This is a genomic window from Massilia sp. CFBP 13721, from assembly GCF_014842025.1.
Classification (GTDB): domain Bacteria; phylum Pseudomonadota; class Gammaproteobacteria; order Burkholderiales; family Burkholderiaceae_D; genus Telluria.
Genome location: NZ_JACYUY010000037.1, coordinates 1 through 19,943 on the forward strand (window position 1 = coordinate 1; position 19,943 = coordinate 19,943).

17 protein-coding genes are annotated in these 19,943 nt (G+C 66.9%); 14 read left to right on the forward strand and 3 right to left on the reverse strand.

The window, feature by feature from the left end; genetic code table 11:
* From IFT60_RS24320 to IFT60_RS24340, 5 genes are all read left to right on the forward strand, one after another.
* Positions 1-329 (forward strand): cupin domain-containing protein (locus tag IFT60_RS24320; RefSeq protein ID WP_192056692.1); only part of this gene is annotated, 329 nt, incomplete at its 5' end.
* Positions 330-495: 166 nt separating this feature from the next.
* Positions 496-1,251, forward strand: coding sequence for a PEP_CTERM-anchored TLD domain-containing protein (locus IFT60_RS24325; protein ID WP_197986455.1), 756 nt, complete (start codon positions 496-498; stop codon positions 1,249-1,251).
* A gap of 90 nt (positions 1,252-1,341) precedes the next feature.
* Positions 1,342-2,385 (forward strand): TIGR03790 family protein, encoded by a 1,044-nt coding sequence (locus tag IFT60_RS24330; protein ID WP_192056693.1) that lies wholly within the window; start codon positions 1,342-1,344, stop codon positions 2,383-2,385.
* 168 nt (positions 2,386-2,553) lie between these two features.
* Entirely contained in the window at positions 2,554-5,547 is a 2,994-nt protein-coding gene (locus tag IFT60_RS24335) for an ExeM/NucH family extracellular endonuclease (RefSeq protein ID WP_192056694.1), read from the forward strand.
* 12 nt (positions 5,548-5,559) lie between these two features.
* Positions 5,560-6,150, forward strand: a complete 591-nt coding sequence (locus IFT60_RS24340) for an NF038129 family PEP-CTERM protein (RefSeq protein ID WP_192056695.1) — start codon at positions 5,560-5,562, stop codon at positions 6,148-6,150.
* Positions 6,151-6,220: 70 nt separating this feature from the next.
* Here the strand turns inward: IFT60_RS24340 and IFT60_RS24345 are convergent, their stop codons facing one another.
* On the reverse strand, positions 6,221-6,523 hold the full coding sequence (locus IFT60_RS24345) for a hypothetical protein (RefSeq protein WP_192056696.1): 303 nt from the start codon (positions 6,521-6,523) through the stop codon (positions 6,221-6,223).
* Between the two features lie 314 nt (positions 6,524-6,837).
* Here IFT60_RS24345 and IFT60_RS24350 point away from each other — a divergent pair, with 314 nt between their 5' ends.
* A complete protein-coding gene (locus IFT60_RS24350) occupies positions 6,838-7,257 on the forward strand; it encodes a hypothetical protein (protein WP_192056697.1) in 420 nt (139 codons plus the stop codon).
* Positions 7,258-7,365: 108 nt separating this feature from the next.
* Here the strand turns inward: IFT60_RS24350 and IFT60_RS24355 are convergent, their stop codons facing one another.
* Positions 7,366-10,563, reverse strand: a complete 3,198-nt coding sequence (locus IFT60_RS24355; protein WP_192056698.1) for a S8 family serine peptidase — start codon at positions 10,561-10,563, stop codon at positions 7,366-7,368.
* 42 nt (positions 10,564-10,605) lie between these two features.
* Entirely contained in the window at positions 10,606-11,394 is a 789-nt protein-coding gene (locus IFT60_RS24360; protein WP_192056699.1) for an NF038120 family PEP-CTERM protein, read from the reverse strand.
* Positions 11,395-11,920: 526 nt separating this feature from the next.
* On the opposite strand from IFT60_RS24360, the gene gspG reads away from it, so the two are divergent.
* From gspG to IFT60_RS24400, 8 genes are all read left to right on the forward strand, one after another.
* Positions 11,921-12,364, forward strand: coding sequence for a type II secretion system major pseudopilin GspG (gene gspG, locus IFT60_RS24365; protein WP_192056700.1), 444 nt, complete (start codon positions 11,921-11,923; stop codon positions 12,362-12,364).
* 67 nt (positions 12,365-12,431) lie between these two features.
* A complete protein-coding gene (locus tag IFT60_RS24370; RefSeq protein WP_192056701.1) occupies positions 12,432-13,619 on the forward strand; it encodes a type II secretion system F family protein in 1,188 nt (395 codons plus the stop codon).
* Between the two features lie 23 nt (positions 13,620-13,642).
* On the forward strand, positions 13,643-15,337 hold the full coding sequence (locus tag IFT60_RS24375; RefSeq protein WP_192056732.1) for a GspE/PulE family protein: 1,695 nt from the start codon (positions 13,643-13,645) through the stop codon (positions 15,335-15,337).
* Complete coding sequence (locus IFT60_RS24380) at positions 15,330-16,163, forward strand: hypothetical protein (protein WP_192056702.1); 834 nt, start codon at positions 15,330-15,332, stop codon at positions 16,161-16,163. The genes IFT60_RS24375 and IFT60_RS24380 overlap by 8 nt, the downstream gene beginning before the upstream one ends.
* Positions 16,160-16,717, forward strand: coding sequence for a hypothetical protein (locus IFT60_RS24385; RefSeq protein ID WP_192056703.1), 558 nt, complete (start codon positions 16,160-16,162; stop codon positions 16,715-16,717). The genes IFT60_RS24380 and IFT60_RS24385 overlap by 4 nt, the downstream gene beginning before the upstream one ends.
* The gene (locus IFT60_RS24390; protein WP_192056704.1) at positions 16,714-17,292 is read left to right on the forward strand and encodes a hypothetical protein; all 579 of its coding nucleotides are present in this window, start codon (positions 16,714-16,716) and stop codon (positions 17,290-17,292) included. Before IFT60_RS24385 ends, IFT60_RS24390 begins: the two co-directional genes overlap by 4 nt.
* Positions 17,289-17,882: a hypothetical protein gene (locus tag IFT60_RS24395; protein ID WP_192056705.1), complete on the forward strand. Its 594-nt coding sequence runs from the start codon at positions 17,289-17,291 to the stop codon at positions 17,880-17,882. Before IFT60_RS24390 ends, IFT60_RS24395 begins: the two co-directional genes overlap by 4 nt.
* A complete protein-coding gene (locus tag IFT60_RS24400; protein ID WP_229511166.1) occupies positions 17,882-19,942 on the forward strand; it encodes a secretin GspD/PilQ domain-containing protein in 2,061 nt (686 codons plus the stop codon). Before IFT60_RS24395 ends, IFT60_RS24400 begins: the two co-directional genes overlap by 1 nt.
* The last annotated feature ends 1 nt before the right edge of the window (position 19,943 follow it).

The window sequence follows — 19,943 nt, forward strand, 5'->3', positions numbered from 1 at the left end:
ACCGTCCGTGGGGGCATTACGAGGGCATCGATGCCGGCGACCGTTTCCAGGTCAAGCGCATCACCGTGAAGCCGGGCGAGAAGCTGTCGCTGCAGATGCACCACCACCGTGCCGAACACTGGGTCGTGGTGTCGGGCACGGCGCGCGTGACCTGCGGCGAGAAGATCAGCCTGCTGTCGGAAAACGAATCGACGTATATTCCGATCGGCATGAACCACCGCCTCGAGAATCCGGGCAAACTGCCGCTGCACATCATCGAAGTGCAGTCCGGCAGCTACCTCGGCGAGGACGACATCGTCCGCTTCGAAGACATCTACAAGCGTTCGTAAGCGATTGTACGAACCAGGCAAAACGGACGGCAACGTCCGTTTTTTTTCGTCCGTGCCGCCGATCATCCTCTCCCGTGTTGAACAAGGTTTCCAGGTCAACAGTGTGAAGGCCGCTCGCGGTGCGGCATACAATGCACAGTGAGTGAACCCCCTTTTGGAGGCGATCATGAAAACGCGCGTTGTACTTGCCAGCGCCGCTGCGCTGCTGCTGGCACTGGCCGCACCGCAGGCCGCCGCCCAGAGCGGCGCGCCACCGCTGGATCCCACCCTCGAAGGCCAGCTCGAACGCTGGCTGGGGGCCGGCGACCAGATTTTCGAGAACGTCTATACACGCCAGGGTGCAGGCGACACCTCGCTCGACTTCCACGCCGCCGCCGACGGCCGCGGGCCGACCTTTACCCTGCTGCGCGTGAGCGACCCGGCGGGCAGGGCCTGGCTGGTGGGTGGCTACAATCCGCAAAGCTGGGACAGCGACGACGGCTGGCACATCACGCCGCGCGACTTCCAGCGGTCCGCCTTCATCTTCAACTACACGGTGCCGGCCGTCTACCGCCAGGTGCCGGTCAGCTTCGAGCTGCCCAGCCAGGGCGGCTTCCAGACCTTCAATGCCCTCGACCAGGGACCGACCTTCGGCGCCGGGCCCGACCTGTTCGTCGACGACGCGCTCGATACGGCGCTGTCCTGGCGCCTGAGCTATGGCGACCCGGCCGGGGAAGGGCGCAGCATCATCGACGGTTCGGTCGGCGGACGCTTCTTCGCGATCGACGCGATGGAAATCTATGCAGTCTCGCCGATTCCGGAACCGGCCGCTGCCGCCATGCTGGCCGGCGGCCTGGGACTGGTGGGGCTGGGCGCTCTCGCTGTGCGCCGGCGTGGCGGCAAGGGCAGGCCACGGGGGCTGGCGCTGGACGACGCCGCCTGAAGGGCGGCCATGGCTTGCCGCGCCCGCGGTGACCGACTGCTTGGCTACCACCGTGGCTGCCGCTGTGCGCCTTTGCGTGCGCTGTTGCGTATGCTATTGCCCGCGCTCGCCTGGTGCGGCGCGGCGGCAGCGCAGGTGACACGGTCAGCGCCCGCGGAGGGCGTCCTCGAGGCGCGCCAGCTGGCGATCGTCATCAACGACGACGACCCCGACAGCGTCGCCATCGGCGCCTACTACCGGCGCCGGCGCGCGATCCCCGCCGCCAACGTCGTGCACGTGCGTATCCCCGGACGGCCGGCGGCGCTCGACCCGGCGCGCTTTCGCCTGCTCAAGGCGGAGATCGACAGCCACCTGGCGCCCGGGGTCGAGGCCGTCCTCATGCTGTGGAGCGCGCCCTGGAAGGTCGGTTGCCACGGCATCACCGGGGCGTATACCCTGGGCTTCGACGCCGCCCTGTGCGCCGACCCCTGCGCCGCCGGCAAGCCGAGCCGGTATTTCAACGCGCCAGGCGGGCGTCCCGTGCGCGACTACGGCATGCGCCTGTCGATGCTGTTGCCGATCGCTTCGCGCCAGGAAGCGACAGCGCTGATCGACCGCGGCGTCGTCAGCGGCATGCGCCGCATCCCTTCGCACGCCTGGTACCTGACGACCTCGGAGGCGGCGCGCAACGCGCGCGCCGGCTTCTTTCCGAAGGCCGGTTACCGCGCGGCGCATGCGCTCACGATTCACCGCCTGCAGGCCGACGTCCTCGAGGGAGCTGGCGACGTGCTGGTCTACCAGACCGGCAAGGCCCAGGTCGACAAGCTCGACACGGTCCGCTTCGTGCCCGGCGCCCTGGCCGACCACTTGACCTCGCACGGCGGCGAACTGGAAGGCGGCACGCAAATGAGCAGCCTGCGCTGGCTGGCGGCGGGCGCCACGGCCAGCTACGGCACGGTGGGCGAACCGTGCAACCACTGGCAAAAATTCCCAAACCCGGGCGTGCTGCTGCGCCATTACCTGAATGGCGACAGCGCCATCGAAGCCTACTGGAAAAGCGTGGCCTGGCCAGCCCAGGGCGTCTTCATCGGCGAACCGCTGGCGGCGCCGTTTCGTGGTCAATTTCAAAAGTACCCGCGCACGATCGTGCGTTAAGTTTCCGTGTGGAATCAATGTGTTGCAGCCTTACCTCATCTAGACGAGTGCTGCATTGCACTTTGTCATTCTCCTGTCAAATTGTCGCCGTAAGATTATTTCTAGTAATAAAATGATTAGCAGCATCGACAACAAAGATTCTGCCCCCTTACCCCCACTAGGAAGCTCATGAACATGCACGTTGCAACGAATACGCCAGCCGGCCGGCTGACGCTCCTGGCCGCACTGCTGGCCGGATTATCGACGAGTGCGTTCGCCGCCTCGCCCGACCTCGTCATCAGCCAGATCTATGGCGGTGGCGGCAGCGGCGGCTCGACCTACAATCGCGACTTCATCGAGTTGTTCAACCGGGGCAGCGCGCCAGTCGCCCTGAAGGGCAAGAGCCTGCAGTACGCGTCGGCAACGGGCGCAAACTGGTCGTCGTTCAATGCCTTGCCGGACGTGACCTTGCAGCCTGGCCAGTACTTCCTGGTAGCGGGCAATCCACAAACCGCGGGCGCCGACATCGGCGCGATCGACCATAACTGGGCGATGTCGATTTCGGCCACCGCCGGCAGCGTGGCCGTGGCCAACACCACCGCCCAGCTGAGCGCTGCGACCGAAAACACCATCATCGACCTGGTCGGCTACGGCGGCGCCAACCGCCGCGAGACGGCGCCGACGGCAGTGCTGTCGATCTCGACCCAAGCCCAGCGCCTGGCAGCCGGCTGCACCGATACCGATAACAATGCGGGCGACTTCGCCGTCGTCGGGGCAAGCCTGCCGCGCACCGCGAACACGCCCCTGAACGCCTGCGGCGGCACCGGTCCGGGCCCCGACCCGGATCCAGTGGCCCAGCCGATCGTCCCGTCCTGCCCGGCGACCTTGCAGGTCACGCAGGGCAGCACCGGTAGCGCCGCCATCACGGCACGCGACATCGACAGCATCGTCAACAGCGCGATCCTGAGCGCGGGCGCCGTCCCGGGCATCGAACTGCGCAACTTCGTGGCCGCCTCCGGCACCGGCGCCACCGCCAGCGCCACGCTGAGCGTCGCCGCCAGCCTCGGCGCCGGCAGCTATCCGGTCACGATCACCTTTGGCAACAACGATGGCCAGAACGCCAGCTGCAGCCTCAACGTCAGCGTCGGCGGCCAGCTGACCATCCCGCAAATCCAGGGTTCGGCACCGAAGTCGTCGTTTGCCGGCACCGTGCAGACGACCCAGGGCGTGGTCACCGCCGTCATCAGCGGCGGTTATTTCATCCAGGACCCGACCGGCGACGGCAACCCGGCAACCTCGGACGGCCTGTACGTGTTCGGCTCGAACGCCGGCCTCGCCGTGGGCGACCTGGTGCGCGTCACCGGCACCGTCACCGAGTACACGCCATCGGGCGCCACCCGTTCGTACACCGAACTGACCAACCCGACCGCGACCAAGATCGGCACCGGCAGCGTCGCCCCGACCAATGTCGCGATGCCGAATGCGAACCTGGCCGACGTCGAAGGCATGCTGGTGCGCTTCACCACGCCGCTGACCGTCAACGGCAACGCCTACCTGGGCGAGCGCGGCGAACTGACCCTGTCCGCCGGCCGCCGCGAAATCCCGACCAACCGCTACGTGCCGGGTTCGCCTGAAGCGCGCGCACTGGCGGCCAGCAATGCAGCCAACATGATCGTGCTCGACGACGGCATCTTTGTCACCCCGACCACCGTTCCGTACCTGTTCCAGGACGGCACCGTGCGTGCAGGCGACACCGTCACCGATCTGACCGGCGTGGTCGATTTCGGCGCCATGGGCGGTGGCGGCGCCTCCTTCAAGCTGCAGCCGACGGTGACGCCGACCTTCTCGCGTACCAACGAGCGCCTGCCGGCGCCGGTGGTTGCCGGCGGCAACCTGCGCGTGGCCAGCGCCAACGTGCTGAACTTCTTCACCACCTTCACCAACGGCAACGACGCCTGGGGCCGCACCGGCCAGGGCTGCACGATCGGCACGACGAGCAACCGCTCGAACTGCCGCGGCGCCGACAACATGGCCGAATTCGTGCGCCAGCGCGACAAGATCGTCAGTTCGCTGGTGGCGGTGAATGCCGACGTGGTGGGCCTGATGGAAATCCAGAACAACGGCGACATCGCCGTCGGCTACCTGGTCGAGCAGCTCAACGGCGCCATGGGTGCGAACACCTACGCCGTCGTGCCGAAGCCGGCCGCGACCGGTACCGATGCGATCCGCGTGGCGATGATCTACAAGCCAAGCGCGGTGAGCCTGGTGGGCGGCGCCTTGTCGGATGGTGACAACATCAACAACCGTCCACCGATCGCCCAGACCTTCCAGGCGGCCAACGGCGGCAAGTTCTCGCTGGTGGTCAACCACCTGAAGTCGAAGGGCAGCTGTGGCGGTGGCGCCGGCAACACCGACAGCGGCGACGGCCAGGGTTGCTGGAACCTGACCCGTGTCCAGCAGGCCACCCGCCTGCGCGACTACTTCCTGCCGCAAGTCGTGGCCGCCGCCAACGATGCCGACGTGCTGATCGTGGGCGACATGAACGCCTACGGCATGGAAGATCCGATCCGCCTGCTCAACGCGGCCGGCTACGTCAACGAGATCGAGCGCTTCGTGCGTCCGACCGCGATTCCTTACTCGTACGTGTTCGGCGCCGAAAGCGGTTACCTCGACCATGCACTGGCCAGCAGCAGCCTGTCGCCGCAAGTGGCCGGCGTGACCGAATGGCACAACAATGCCGACGAACCGGAAGCGATCGACTACAACATCGAGTCGGGCACCGGCCAGGATCCGTACCAGGCCGGTCCTTACCGCGCTTCGGACCACGATCCGGTGGTGGTCAGCCTGAACCTGGCGGGCAGCACCGTGGACGTGACCGCGGCGGCGAAAGTCGTCAAGTCGGGCTTCACCCAGAACCGCGTGACCGGCAAGTTCACCGGCACCGTGACCATCACCAACACCGGCAGCACGCCGATGACCGGCCCGCTGCACCTGGTGCTGCAAGGCTTGACCGCGGGTGTCACGCTGGACGGCAAGAGCGGCGAAACGGGCGGCGCGCCTTACCTGACGCTGCCAGGCGGCTCGCTGGCCGCCGGCGCTTCGGTCACCGTCACCACCACCTTCACCAATCCATCGCGAACCGGCTTTGGCTATACCGCCAAGCTGATCTCGGGCACTTTCTAAGGAATTACCAGTATGTTCAACCTGAAAAACCTGTTCACCCGCGCGCTGCTGGCGCTCATGCTCGTCACGGGCGCCGGCGCCGCTTCGGCCGGCCCGACCTATCACGTGACGATCGACACCACGAGCCTGTCCGGCACGGGCTTCCTGGACTTCCTGTTCAGCGGCGACGCCAACTCGTCCGGTCCTGCAACTGCCACGGTCAGCAACTTCAGCGGCAATGGCACGGGCGTCACGACGTATGGCGATGTCACGCCTACCGCAACCGGCGCCATATTCGACAACGTCAATGGCTTTGCCGAAGCGCTGATCGGCGTCAACCTGGGTGGCTTGTTCAATTTCGACCTGAGCTTCGACGTCGCCCCTGCGGGTGACGGCACCACGTTCAGCTTCGCCCTGTTGAACCCAACCCAGGACGGCTACCTTGGCGTCGACGGCGACCTGGCCCAGTTCCAGCTGATGCCTGGCAGCGACACCACCGTGTCCTCCGCCAATGCCTTGACCAGCATTGCGCTGGTGAGCGAAGTGCCGGAACCGGCCACCATGGCTTCGCTGATGTTCGGCCTGGCACTGATGGGTTCGACCCTGCGCGCACGCCGCAAGTAATTAGCGGATAAGCACCCCAGCGGTAAGGTAAAAAGCACACCCGGCGCAAGCCGGGTGTGCTTTTTTTATTTCAGCTACCCAGGGCCGCACGGCGCATCGCGTCGATGCGGAAGGCTTCGGCATTGCCGTCGATGATGCGCAGGCCAGCGCAGTTTTCGGGCTGGCAGTCGGGCAGCGGCTGCTGGGCGGTAACTGCCTGGACGGGAAGGGCGGCCTGGGCCGGTGCACCCTGGACTGCCGGCGAACCCTGGGTCGTCGCCACCTTGATGGCGGCGCTGGCGTCGAGTGCGTCGGCCGGGGCGCCGGCGCCGCAGGCGGTCAGCAGGGCGAGCAGGGAAGTGGTGAGGACGGTACGGACTGCAGCAACATTCATAATAGTGCTCTATGGAAATTTATTACTGATGAGCTTATTGTAGTCAATAAATTTTCGATTGGAAATTTATTTTGGGAATTAACAGAAGATAATGAACGTTTGGTCGCATGTTAGACGCAGTTAAATGCAGTTAAGTATTGATTCAAAGAAATAGCCGTACGGAAACAAATAGGTGCCGAAGGGATACGTAGCGTCAGCGCGACGTTCCGTTTCTTGACGAGGTGTGGAGAGAAGCGCGGCCGGACCGTCACCCTTGTCGACCTTGAAACGAATCGCCCTTGACCGGTCCGGCAACGCGCGCGATGATCTGTGCCATGCGAACACTTCTTCTCTCCCTGATCATGGCCTGCACCGCTTGTACGACGGACGCCGGAACGCCTCCCGCACCCCAGACGCCGCCAGCTTCCACTTTGACCACCGGCGATGCCAGCGCCGGCACTCTCGAACAAATCCGCGCCATGATCGGCAATGCCGCCTGCAGCGACGGCTCCCAATGCCGTACGCTCCCAGTCGGTGCGCGCGCCTGTGGCGGGCCGGAAGCCTACCTGCCTTACTCGACGGCGAACTTGTCCGAGCCGGCCCTGCAGGCGCTGGCCGCACGCTACAAGAGCGAGCGCGAGGCCCAGAACGCGGCCTCGGGCATGATGTCGAACTGCCGGTTCATTCCCGATCCGGGCGCGGTCTGCCGCGCCGGCACCTGCCAGTTGGGAACGGGCGAGCCGCAAGTGCGCTGATCCGATACCAACCGGGGGAACAAAAAAAACGCTGCGTGTTCGAAAACACGCAGCGTTTTTGTTTTTGCAGGCAGGTCCGTTGCCGGACCCGTTTGCTGCCTTACATGCTTAGTTCAGCAGTTCGGCGGTATGGGCGCCGCCTGCCGCAAGCTTGGCGGTCGCACCGGCGGTCGGCACCGGGTTGGTGGCGTCGACTTCCAGCAGCGTGGTCGAGAGCGGCGTGGTGCCGTTCAGGTACTGCACCGCGCCCAGGTAGCGCTGGCCGGCGGTCAGGCCCGACCAGCTGGCGACTGCCGAGGCGGTGCCGCCGACAAACACGCTGGCCGGCAGGTTGACCTTCAGGTTGCCGCCGGTCTCGTCCTTGGCGACGACCCACGATGCCAGGGTGTAGGTCGAGCTGCCGCCGGTCGGGTTGTAGCCCGCGACGCAGACACGGTAGGTGCCGGCTGCCGGCGCCATCAGGGTGACCATCTCGTTCGAGGTGGCGGTGCCGCTGTAGCCGACTTGCGTACCGGCCGCGTTGAACACGAACAGGTCGAGGTCGTCAGGCTGGCCGGCCTTGAAACCGCTGGTGTCGATGTCGCGCAGCGAGAAGCGGGCCACCATGGTGTTGGCAGGGACCGTGAAGCTCGTTGCCGTCACGCCGGCCGAGCCGCCGTTCTTGCACTCGAGCGCGCCGCCGTCGGCCGCCAGGGTCTGGCGCACCGTCTGCTCGTTCAGGGTGGCGGGCTTCAGGCCGCCCTTGTTCGCGCCCAGCTTGCCGGTGAAGCCGGTGCCGACGGTGAACACGCTGTTGCCGCTGACTTCTTCGCTACGCAGGCTGGCCGCGCTGCTGAAGGCGGTCGGACGTGCGGTCAGCGGGCTGCGCACCACGTGGGTGCCGTCACGCCATTCCAGCGCGCCGAAGGCGTACTGGTCCATCGCCGCGGTGGTGCGGGTCAGGTTGACGGTGAAGGTGCCCTTGGCGCCTGGCGCCAGGTTCAGCGTGGCAGGGCTGACGGCGACCGTGAAGCCCGGCAGCGTCGCGGTGGCGTTGTAGGTCGAGGCCTTGTCGCTGACGTTGGTGACGGTACGCGTCATGGTCAGCTTGCCCAGCACCGCGCCGGCGGTCAGCGACGGCAGGTTCAGGTTGTAGGCCGGGATGCTGCCGGTGCTTGCGCAGGTCGCCGCGGCCATGGCGTTGGCGCCGCACATGAAGCGGATGTAGTCGGTCGTGGTGACGTCGTACACCAGGCCTGGATCGGTGGCCTTGTTCGGCACCACGTGGCCGGCGCCCTGTGCCCATGGCAGCAGGCCGTTGGCGGCGCCCGGCTGGTTGTCGTTGATGGTGGTGGCGGCGGTGGTCATCAGGGCCGACTTGATGGCGGCAGGCGACCAGGTCGGGTGCAGCTGCTTGAGCAGTGCGCCGAGGCCGGCCACGTGCGGGCTCGACATCGAGGTGCCCTGGTAGAAGGCCCATGCCGCGCCCGGCACTTCGCTGCCGTTGGCGATCGCGTCGCGCTCGGCCTGGGTCTTGACCGGGGTGACGCCGGCCAGGATGTCCACGCCAGGAGCGGTCAGGTCAGGCTTGAGGATGTTGTTGTAACCCTGGTTCGGGCCGCGCGACGAGAAGCTCGCCATCACTGGCGCCGGCGCCGAGCCCACTTGCGGGGTCCAGGTCGAGATCGACACGGTCGCGCCCGGATTGGCTTGTACGTAGTTGCGCAGGGCGGTGCCGTCGGCCAGGCTGATGTGCACGGCTGGAACGGCATGCACTTCGGCGATCAGGGCGTTGGCGGTGTCGATCAGGACCATGCCGGCGCCGCGCACTTCGGCCACGGCGCGGCTCTTGTCGGTACGGGCGCTGTTGCCGCGTTCGCACAGGACGACCTTGCCGGCGACCAGGCTGGCATCCAGGGCGGCGGCGGCGCTGCCGCCGTAGGTGGTGCGGTCGGCGGCGGTGTAGCACAGGCGGCGTGCCAGCTGGTCGGCGGCGTTCAGCGAGGCGAACGGCACCAGGCCGGCGTCGCGTGCCGAAATCGCCGGGGTCAGCGGCAGGGCGGTCGTGTTCAGCGACGCGCCGACGTACTTGACGTTGGTGCCGGTGGTGGCGGTGGCGCCGTTCAGGCGGTTGTGGGTCGATGCGGCGACCGTGGTGACCCATGGGCTCAGGTGGGCGACGGCGTTGGCCGGGCCCGAGTTGCCGGCCGACGCGGCGACGAACACGTTGGCGTCGGCGGCGCCGAAGAAGGCCATTTCGACCGGATCGGTGACGCTGGTCTGCGAGCCGCTGATCGAGAAGTTGATGACGTTCACGCCATCCTTGACTGCCTGGTCGATGGCGGCCACGCTGTCCGAGTTGTAGCAGCTGTTGCGGGTGCCGCTGCCGTCCGGATTGGTCGGGTCGATGAAGGTCCAGCAGACTTTATAGGCGGCGACGCGCGCATGCGGGGCGATGCCGCTGGCCTTGCCCATGGCGACGCCATTGACGGTGACGGCGACGCCGTTGTTGCCGCCGGCGGTGCTGGCGGTGTGGGTGCCGTGGCCGCCGTGGCCGCTAGGACCGTCGACCGAGTCGCGTGGCGAGACGAAGTCGGACCAGTGCTGGACGCGCGCGCTGGCCTTGAAGCCGGTATTGAAGTAGCGCGCGCCGATCAGCTTGTTGTTGCAATGGTCGGCGGTGAAGCCTTCGCCGGTCTGGCAGATGCCTTTCCAGGTGGCTGGCACGGCGCCGAAGGCCTGGGTGGCGGCGCTGTCGAAGGTTGGCTCGCCATTGCCGTCGACGCGGTCGGCGAAGGCCTTGTTCTCGGGCCAGATGCCGCCGTCGACGATACCGATGATGACGCCGTCGCCGGCCTTGTCCTTGCCGCCCGGCTGCTGGTTCCACAGGCCTTCAGCCTTGTCGAGGCCGAGGAAGGTCGGGGTGTAGTTGGTGTCGAGCTGGCGCGCTTCGTCGGCGTCGATCGCGGCCACGGCCGGATCGGCCTTCAGGGCCTTGACTTCGGCGTCGGTCAGCAGCGCGGCGAAGCCGTTGAGCACCACGTTGTACTTGTGGGTCAGCTGGGCCTGGCCCACGGCCGACAGCACGTTGTTCTGTTTTTGCTCCAGGTAGCCGATATAGGCTTGCACGTTGGCCGCGGTGACGTCGAGACGCTGGCCGGCGGCCGGTTTGGTCGCTGCCAGGCCGGCGACGCCGCCGGTGTAGGAAGCGACAGGCTTGTCGGCCAGTTGCACGATGTAGGAACGGCGCACTTCCTGGGCGGAAGCATTCAGTGCCATGCCGGCCACCAGGGTGAGCACGGCGAAAGAGACGGGACGCAGGTTCATTTATTCAAATCCTTGTTCTGTGAAGGTAGCTGCTGGTGCTGCTTATTTGCCGCTGCGGCGGCGCACGGTAGTGCTCAGGCCGGCCAGGCCGAGCAGCATCAGGGCAATCGAGGTCGGTTCCGGCACCACGCCCAGATCCAGGTTGTCGAGGGCGAACTGGGCCTGGTTCATGGTGAACTCGCGGTCCGCGTTGCAGGCGCCGGTATCGTCGAACATGCAGGCGCTGATGGCCAGGCTGGTCAGCGTGGTGTTGCGGAAGGTCGGGTCGATCATGAACTGGTCGAAGGTGAAGGCGCCCGCCGCGTTCTGGCCCGGGAAATTGCTTGCCGTGCTGATGGTGCCGCCGGTGGCGGTGGTGCCGGTCAGGACCAGTTGGCCATAGCTGCCGTTCGGCAGGCCGCCGACCGGTCCAACGAAGGCGTAGTCCAGGCCGCCGATGCGGAAGCCCGCGGCGCCGGCAAAGCTCAGGTTCAGCACGCCGTCATTGAGGCCGGCGAAATAAGTGCTGCCGTTGCCGACGGGGCAAGAGGTGATGAAGCAGGCGAAAGCGTTGTTCGAATCGACCAGGGCGCCGACCAGGCCGACGTCGCCGGCATCGGCGGTCGCGCTGTTGAGCACGCGCATGGTGAAGCCGGCTTCGGTGAATGCGTCGCCGGTGTTATAGGCGGTGTCGCCGCTGTTCAGTTGCGGGGTGACGACGTTCTGGACGTTGTCGAAGGTGACCACGGCGGCACTGGCCGGGGCGGCGATGGCGCCAAGGGCGCCGATGAGCGAAGCGCACAGCAATTTTTTCAAAACACCAGGGGTACCAGTGTTTGCAGCGGAGTTCATTGGGTAAGTCATCAGTCGGTCTACCTTATCGTTAAATTTTTGTGGCTTGATTGTTACTGTGCTTCTTGCTCATTGTTCACCCCACAGGATGGCTGCTGGGTTGTCGATGAATATATCAAGGGCAACAAGTTACATGTAAAAAATTGTAACGTGGAAAATACATATTTTCAGGGGGTTCTCCATATAAAATTCTGTTTCTCCTAGTAAAACTGGACCGACCAATTTTTTGGCGGAGATGTTCAAAATTTGCGACACGCTTGCGTTACATCAATTTTTAAAATTCCTTTTGTGCAAATAAAGATGCCTCATGGAATTAAAACATTGGTACTGATTCGGACATGGAAACCGTTGCAAAAATCGTGACGTGCAAGGAGGCGACGCTGTAACAAAGAAAAGTTGTCTTTCGAGATATCAGCGTGGTAGCCTTGCACGCCGCATCCGTTGTGTGCCGGACAGCAAGTCCTGCATCAGTGAGATGGCGGCAGCCGTGCGGTGTTGTTTGTGGAGCAATCGAGGAGTCAGTCGGATGTGTGCAGCAATGAAACAAGGCCGGACCTTGCGCCGGAATGACAGCGGCTTCACGCTGCTCGAGTTACTGGTAGTGATCGTGATCATCGGCTTGCTGGCCGCTTACGTCGGCCCGAAATATTTCAGCCAGCTCGGCAAGTCCCAGGTGACCATCGCCAAGGCCCAGATCGAGGCATTCGAAAAGTCGCTCGATACCTATCGGCTCGACGTCGGCCGCTATCCAACCGCCGAGGAAGGCCTGGCCGCCCTGATGAGCGCGCCGCCTGCGGTGGCGCCGAAGTGGAACGGCCCCTACCTGAAGAAGGGCATTCCGCCGGATCCGTGGGGCCATCCTTACCTGTACCGTTCGCCGGGCAGCAAGGGCGAGTACGAAATCGTGTCGACCGGACGCGACGGCCAGCCTGGCGGCACCGGCGAAGACGCCGACGTCAGCTCGCAGTAAAACTGTGTAGCAAACCGCACCCTCAGTTACCCCACGCTCATACCCACGTCCACCGAAAGCGGTTTCCATGCAGTTTGTCGTCCGCACCCTTGCGCCTGACATGTCGATCGCGAGCGAGGTCATCGACGCGCCCGACGAGGCCGACGCGCGCCGCCAGTGCGAGTCGCGCGGCCTGTACATCAGCGCGGTCGAACCGGTCGGCCGCGGCCTCGGCAGCCGCAAGAGCAAGCGCCACCTGTCGCTGGTCCTGTTCAGCCAGGAATTGCTGGCGCTGCTGTCGGCCGGCCTCGGCATCGTCGAAGGGCTCGAGGCGCTGCTGGAAAAGGAAACCAATCCCGGCACGCGCGGCGTGCTCGAGCGCCTGCTGGGCGGCCTGCGCGAGGGCAAGCGCTTCTCCAAAGTGCTGGCCGAGCAGCCCGACCTGTTCCCGCCGCTGTACGTCGGCATCGTGCGCGCCGCCGAAGGCACCAGCGACCTGCCGCGCTCGCTCGCCCGCTTCATCGATTACCAGCAGCGCATCGATGTTGTGCGCGCCAAACTGGTCAGCGCGGCGATCTATCCAGTGATTCTCTTGATGGTCGGCGGCGGCGTCAGCGCCTTTTTGATCGGCTACGTGGTGCCGCGCTTCGCCGAGGTATACCAGGGCGCCGGGCGCGACCTGCCGTGGATGTCGAAGATGCTGCTCGGCTGGGGACAGTTCGCCGCCAGCCATGGCGCCTTGCTGGCCAGCGGCGCGGGCGCCGTGCTGGCCGCCATCGTGCTCGGCCTGCGCCACCTGGCAAAAAGCGGCGCGCTGGCGCGCCTGGTCGAGCGCCTGCCCGGCATCGGCGAGCGTGTGCGCATCTACGAACTCTCGCGCCTCTACCTGACCCTCGGCATGCTGAGCGAAGGCGGCATCGTCATCGTGCAAGCCATCGAAACCGTGCAGGGCATGGTCTCGCCGGCCGTGCGCGCCCGGCTGGCGCAGGCGCGCGCCGTGATCGAAGCCGGCCAGCCGCTGTCGACCGCCTTCGAGGCGCACGGCCTGACTACCCCGATTTCGCTGCGCATGCTGCGCGTGGGCGAACGCACCGGCGACATGGGACCGATGCTGACCCAGTCCGCCGCCTTCTACGACGGCGAGATCAGCCGCTGGATCGACCGTTTTACCCGTACCTTCGAGCCGCTCCTGATGGCGGCCATCGGCCTGATCGTGGGCGCCATCGTGGTCCTGCTGTACATGCCGATCTTTGACCTTGCCGGAGACATGTCCTGAACGCGCCCCTGCCTGATTCGTCCATCGAGGACTCGCCCCAGGCCACCATCGACGCCGGCGTGCTGGCCCGCGCCCGCGCCGCCAGCCGCGCCTCGCACCGTCCGCTGGTGGCCGAGCTGGAAGCGGCCAGCGGCCTCGAGCCGCGCCAGATCGTGCGCGCGCTGGCGCGGCCGTTCGGCCTGTCGGTGATGGAAACGGCCGAGATGCTGGGCCAGGCGCCGGCATTCGACCTGCTGCCGCTGGCCTCGGCCCTGGCGCGCCACTGCGTGCTGCTGCGCGGCGCCGACGGCCGCCTGACCGGCGTGCTGCCCGATCCGTTCGACCTCGACCTGCAGACCTGGCTGGCGACCTGCGCCCGTGCCAGCGCCGCGGCGCCGCTGAACCTGCGCCTGGCGCTGCAATCGGATATCCAAGCCTACCTCTCCAAACAGGAAGAATCGGCGCGCGCCGTCGATACCCTGGCGCCGGGCGCCAGCGAAGGCCGGCGCGACGGCAAGACCGCCGCCGTGCTCTCTTTCGCCTCGGTCTCGGAAGGCGCCAGTCCCGCCGTCAAGCTGGTCAACTCGACCCTGTACGATGCGCTGAAAGCGGGCGCCTCGGACATCCACCTGGAAAGCACGGCCGGCGGCCTGGCGGTGAAATACCGCATCGACGGCGTGCTCGATCACGCCACCTCGGTCGGCGGCATCGAGACCGCCGAACAGATCATCTCGCGCCTGAAAGTGCTGGCCGAACTCGACATCGCCGAACGGCGCGTGCCGCAGGACGGCAGTTTCCGGGTCGAGGCGGGCGGGCGCGAGATCGACTTGCGCGTCTCGATCATGCCGAGCATCCACGGCGAGGACGCGGTGATCCGTATCCTCGACAAGCGCGCCATGATCGAAGCCTACGGCTCGCTCACATTGGAGGCACTTGGTTTCGACGCGCCCTCGCTGGTGACCCTGCGCACGCTGGCGCAGGAAGCCTACGGCATGCTGCTGGTGACCGGCCCCACCGGCTCGGGCAAGACCACGACCCTGTACGCGGCGCTGACCGAGATCCACAACGGGCGCGAAAAGATCATCACCATCGAAGACCCGGTCGAATACCAGCTGCCCGGCATCCTGCAAATTCCGGTCAACGAAAAGAAGGGCCTGACCTTTGCCAAGGGCTTGCGTTCGATCCTGCGCCACGACCCCGACAAGATCATGGTCGGCGAGATCCGCGACCGCGAGACGGCGGAAATCGCGGTGCAGTCGGCGCTGACCGGCCACCTGGTACTCACCACCGTCCACGCCAACAACGTGTTCGACGTGTTCGGCCGCTTCACCCACATGGGCATCGACCCGTATGCCTTCGTGTCGGCCCTGAACGGCATCTGGGCCCAGCGCCTGATCCGCACCAACTGCCCGCATTGCGCGGCGCAGTACACGCCGACCGACGCCGAACTCGAGGGCGTGCACCTCGAGCGCGCGGAAGTGGGCGACTACGTCTTCATGCGCGGCAAGGGCTGCGGCGATTGCCGCGGCACCGGTTACCGCGGCCGCCGCTCGATCGCCGAGATCCTGACGCTCAACGACGAGATCCGCGAGCTGATCGTCGACAAGCGTCCGATCCGCCAGATCAAGGCCGCCGCGCACGCCAACGGCACGCGCAGCTTGCGCCTGGCCGCGCTCGACCTGGTGCGGCGCGGCGCCACCACCCTCGACGAAATCAAACGGGTGACCCTGCATGCTTGAACGCTTTACTCAGACGCTGCGCATCGGCGTGGCCGCCGACAGCCTGGCGCTGATCCAGGCCAGCAGTGGCTTGACGCGCCGTCCGGCCCTGCGCCTGCTGGGCGAGACCCGCTTCGACCCGGCCGAGGGCAGTGCCGGCCTGGGCAACGGCCTGCGCCGCCTGCTGGCCGACGGGTCCCCGTCCACCCTCGCGGCCGGCCGCACGGCGACGATCGTGCTGGCCGACGACTGGGCGCGCCTGTGGCAAGTGGCGCCACCAGGCAGCGCCAGCCGCATGGCCGACCTCGAGGCGGCCGCCGCGCTGCGCTTTCAATCCCTGTTCGGCGCGCCGGCGGCCGGCTGGCGCATCAGCGCCGACTGGGATGCCGACCGCGCCTTCCTGGCCGCGGCGCTGCCGGCGCCGCTGCTGGCAGGTCTGCAGCAGTTCGCGATCGAGGAGCGCGTCCACCTGGTCGGCATCGTGCCGCAATTCGTCGCCGCCCTGAACGGCTGGCGCAAGCTGCGCCGCGCGGGCGCCTGGTTTGGTGTAGTACATGGCATGGTGCATGGCGCGGTGCTGACGCTGGCCGTGTTCGACAAGGGCGCATTCATCGCCGTGCGCACGGCGCTGGTGCCGCCCGGCGCCGACGGCGCCTGGTTCGCGGCCCACATCGCACGCGAAGCCCTGCTGACCGGGGCGGACGCACCAGGCCTGGTGCAGGTCTGCGGCGCCGCGCCGCGTGCCTGGGCCGCACCAAGCTGCATGCTGCTGGGGGGCGAGCCCGGGTCTGAGTGGGCCGAATGGTCCGATGCTGCGCGCCTGGCGGCCAGCGGGAGCGGAATATGAAAAAAGTACGGATCGATTTCGCGGCGCCGAGCCTGCGCCGCACGCTGTTCCACACGCCGCGCCTGGCCTGGCTGCTGCTGGGTGCGGGCCTGTGCCTGAGCATCCCGGCGGCGTACCACGCCAACGCTTACCTGCTTGAGGAACGCGCCTTCGAGGCCGAGCTGGCCGCGCACAGCGCACGCATTGCACAAGTGCGGGCGCCGTCGGCATTGCAGCTGGCCGCCGCCCGCGCGCCGGTGGCCAGCGAGGCGCAGGCCGCGGCCATCAATGCCGCGATCCTGCAACTGAACCTGCCGTGGGGCGGCCTGCATGATGCGATCCGGGCGGCCACGCCGGCTTCGGTGGCGCTGCTGGCCGTCGAGCCGGACGCCAAGCGGCGCGTGCTGCGCATCACCGCCGAAGCGCGCAACAGCGACGACATGCTGGCCTATGTCGAACGCGTGGCCGACCAGGAATGGTTTGCCGGCGTGGCCCTGACGCGCCACGAAATCAACGAACAGGACCCGAATCGGCCCATTCGCTTCCAGTTCGACGCCCAATGGAGGTCGCCATGAAGCGCAACGCTTTCGCCGCCGTCTGGCTGCGCCTGCGCATCGCGCTGGCGGCGGCCAATCCGGTCGCCCTCGGCGCCCTGGTGCTGTGCATCGGCGCGGCCGCGGCGCTGGCCTGGCTGCTGCCGGCGCGCGAACTGGTCGAGGAAAGCCGCGTGCTGGCACGGCGCCAGGCGGCGCTGCCGGCGGCACAGGCGGCCGCACCGGTGCAGGTGGAACCGGCCACCGACGAATATCACCTGGCGCTGTTCAATGCGGCGCTGGGCGACCGGCGCCATGCCGAGCGGCAGGTGAAGACCCTGTTCGCGCTGGCCGCGAAATCGGGCCTGGTGCTGCGCCAGGGCGAGTACAAGGCTGCTTTCGAGCGCAACGCGCGCCTGCATACCTACCAGGTGACCTTGCCGGTAAAGGGCAGCTACAACGCCATCTGGCAATTCGCGCTGGGCGCGTTGCGCGCGATTCCGTTCGCGGCGCTCGACGAGATCAGCTTCAAGCGCGATGCGATCGGCGAGACCGAGGTGGAAGCGCGCCTGCGCATCACCCTGTACCTGCTCGACCGTCCGGGGGAGGGCTCATGAAGACGCGCCACATGCTCATGGGCGCCGCCCTGGTGGGCGCGGCCGCGCTGGTCGCCTTTGGCGACAACAGCCCGGAGGGCGAGGTGGCCGAGCCGGTGGCGCGCGCCGGGGCGGCTGTACCTGCAAACGTACCAGTGGTCGATACGCAGCTGGCCGCACGGGCACAAGCTCCGGCCGTACTGCCGCCGGCGGCGCCCGAACCGGTGCGCACGCAGGCATCCGGCGCCAAGGCGGCGCCGCACATCCTGCGCCTGCTGCCGCGCCAGGCGCTGGTGGGGCAGGGCGATGGCGGCGACGTTTTCGCCACGCGCGACTGGACCCCGCCGCCGCCACCGCCGCCGCCTCAGCAGGCCGCGCCGCCGCCACCGCCGCCGAGTGCGCCGCCGCTGCCGTTCACGCTGCTCGGCAAGGCGCTCGAGAACGGCGCCTGGGAAGTCTACCTGGCGCGCGCCGGCAAGACCTATGTCGTGAAACCGAAAACCGTCATCGACGGCACTTACCGGGTCGACGCGATTGCGCCGCCCTTCCTGACCCTTACCTATCTGCCCTTGAACCAGGTTCAACAGCTTAATATTGGAGCATTCGACTGATGGCTAGTCATCCGAAGGGCATGCTGCGGCGCATGCCGCGCGCAGTCGCCGCATCGCTGCTTGCGTTGTCGCTGGCCGGCTGCGCCGGCCATGCCGCTTTCCGCGCGGGCCAGGAACTGGTCGCGCAAGACCAGGTCGAGGCCGGCCTCGTCAAATACCGCGAAGCCGTCGCCGCCGACCCCGGCAACGCGGCCTTCCGCGCCGGCCTGCTCAACGCGCGCGACCGCGCCGCCACCCGCCTGCTCGACAGTGCGCAGCGGCGGCTGGCGCTCGGGCAGGCGGCGCAGGCGGCCGAGGATTACCGGCGCGTGCTGGCCTTCGACCCCGCCAACGAACTGGCCCGTGCCGGCCTGATCCAGGTCGAGGCCGACGGCCGCCACGTCAGGTTGATGGCCGCCGCCAACGAGGCCTTCGAGCAAAAGGATCTGGAAACGGCGCGCCGCCATGCCGCGGCGATCCTGACCGAACGTCCGGACTACGAGCCGGCGCGGCTGCTAGTGGCGAAGATCGACGAAGCGGCGGCCAAGCCGGCGCAGGGCGGCCTGGCCGCCGCCTACCGCACCCCGATCAGCATCGAGTTCCGCGACGTGGCCATCAAACAGGTCTTCGAAGTGATCGCCATGCGTTCGGGCCTGAACTTCGTGTTCGACAAGGACGTCAAGACCGATGCCCGCACCTCGATCTTCCTGAAGAACAGCAACGTCGAAGCCGCCATCTACTTCCTGTTGATGAGCAACCAGCTCGAACAGCAAGTCATGGACGGCAATACGGTGATGATCTATCCGAACACCGCCGCCAAGCTGCGCGAATACCAGGAACAGACGGTCAAGACTTTCTATCTCGCCAACGCCGACGCCAAGAACATCGGGAATACCTTGAAGACGATTGTCAAGTCGCGCGACGTCGTGATCGACGAGAAGCTGAACCTGGTGATCGTGCGCGACAGTCCCGAAGCGATCCGGCTGGCGACCCGGCTGGTGGCCTTGCAGGACGTGGCCGAGCCGGAAGTCATGCTCGACGTCGAGATCCTCGAGATCAAGCGCAGCAGCGTCACCGAACTGGGCGTGGCCTGGCCGACAACGCTCGGCTTCGCGCCGCTGCAGGCGGCCAACGGTACGCCGCTGACGATCGACACGCTGCGTGCGCTCTCGAGCAGCAAGATCGGCGTGACCGGCGCCACCGCCAGCCTGACCGCGACCCGCACCGACGGCGATTCGAACACGCTGGCCAATCCGCGCATCCGCGTGCGCAACAAGGAAAAGGCCAAGGTCGTCATCGGCGACAAGGTGCCGAACATCTCGGCCACCGTGTCCACCGGCGGCGTCGGCAATTTCGCCACCGAGAGCGTGACCTATGTCGACGTCGGCCTGACCCTCAACGTCGAACCGACCATCTATCTGAACAACGAAGTGGCGATCCGCATCGCGCTCGAGGTGAGCAACGTGGTCGATACCTTGCGCACCAATTCGGGTTCGGTGGCTTACCGCATCGGCACCCGCTCGGCGAATACCATGCTGCAGTTGAAGGATGGCGAAAACCAGGTGCTGGCCGGCCTGATCAACAACGAAGACCGCAGCAGCGGCAACAAGGTCCCGGGGCTGGGCAACCTGCCGATCGTGGGGCGCCTGTTCGGCCGCACCAACGATACGCTCGACAAGACCGAAATCGTGCTGTCGATCACGCCGCACCTGGTGCGCACGGTGCAGCGTCCGCCGGCGGCGACTTCGGAATTCAGCGCTGGTACCGAAGCGAACTTCCGGCGCCGTCCGGAAGCGCAGCCGGTCCAGGTGAGCAGCGCCGGGCTGCGCCTGCCAGGCGCCCCGGCCGCGCTGCCGGGGCAGGCGCCGACAACGCAGTCGGCGCCGGCAAACACGCCGGCCACGGCCCCGGCCCCGGCTCCGGGCCAGAGCCTGCCGTCGTCGGCGCTGCCGGCCACGCCGTCGCTGACGGCGCCTGCGCCGGCCGCACCGGTGGGCGTGCTGGTGACGCCGGCGCCGACGGGCGTGGTCGTCACGCCGGTTCCGGCGCCGCAGGGTATGCCACAGAGCCAGGGCCAGTAAA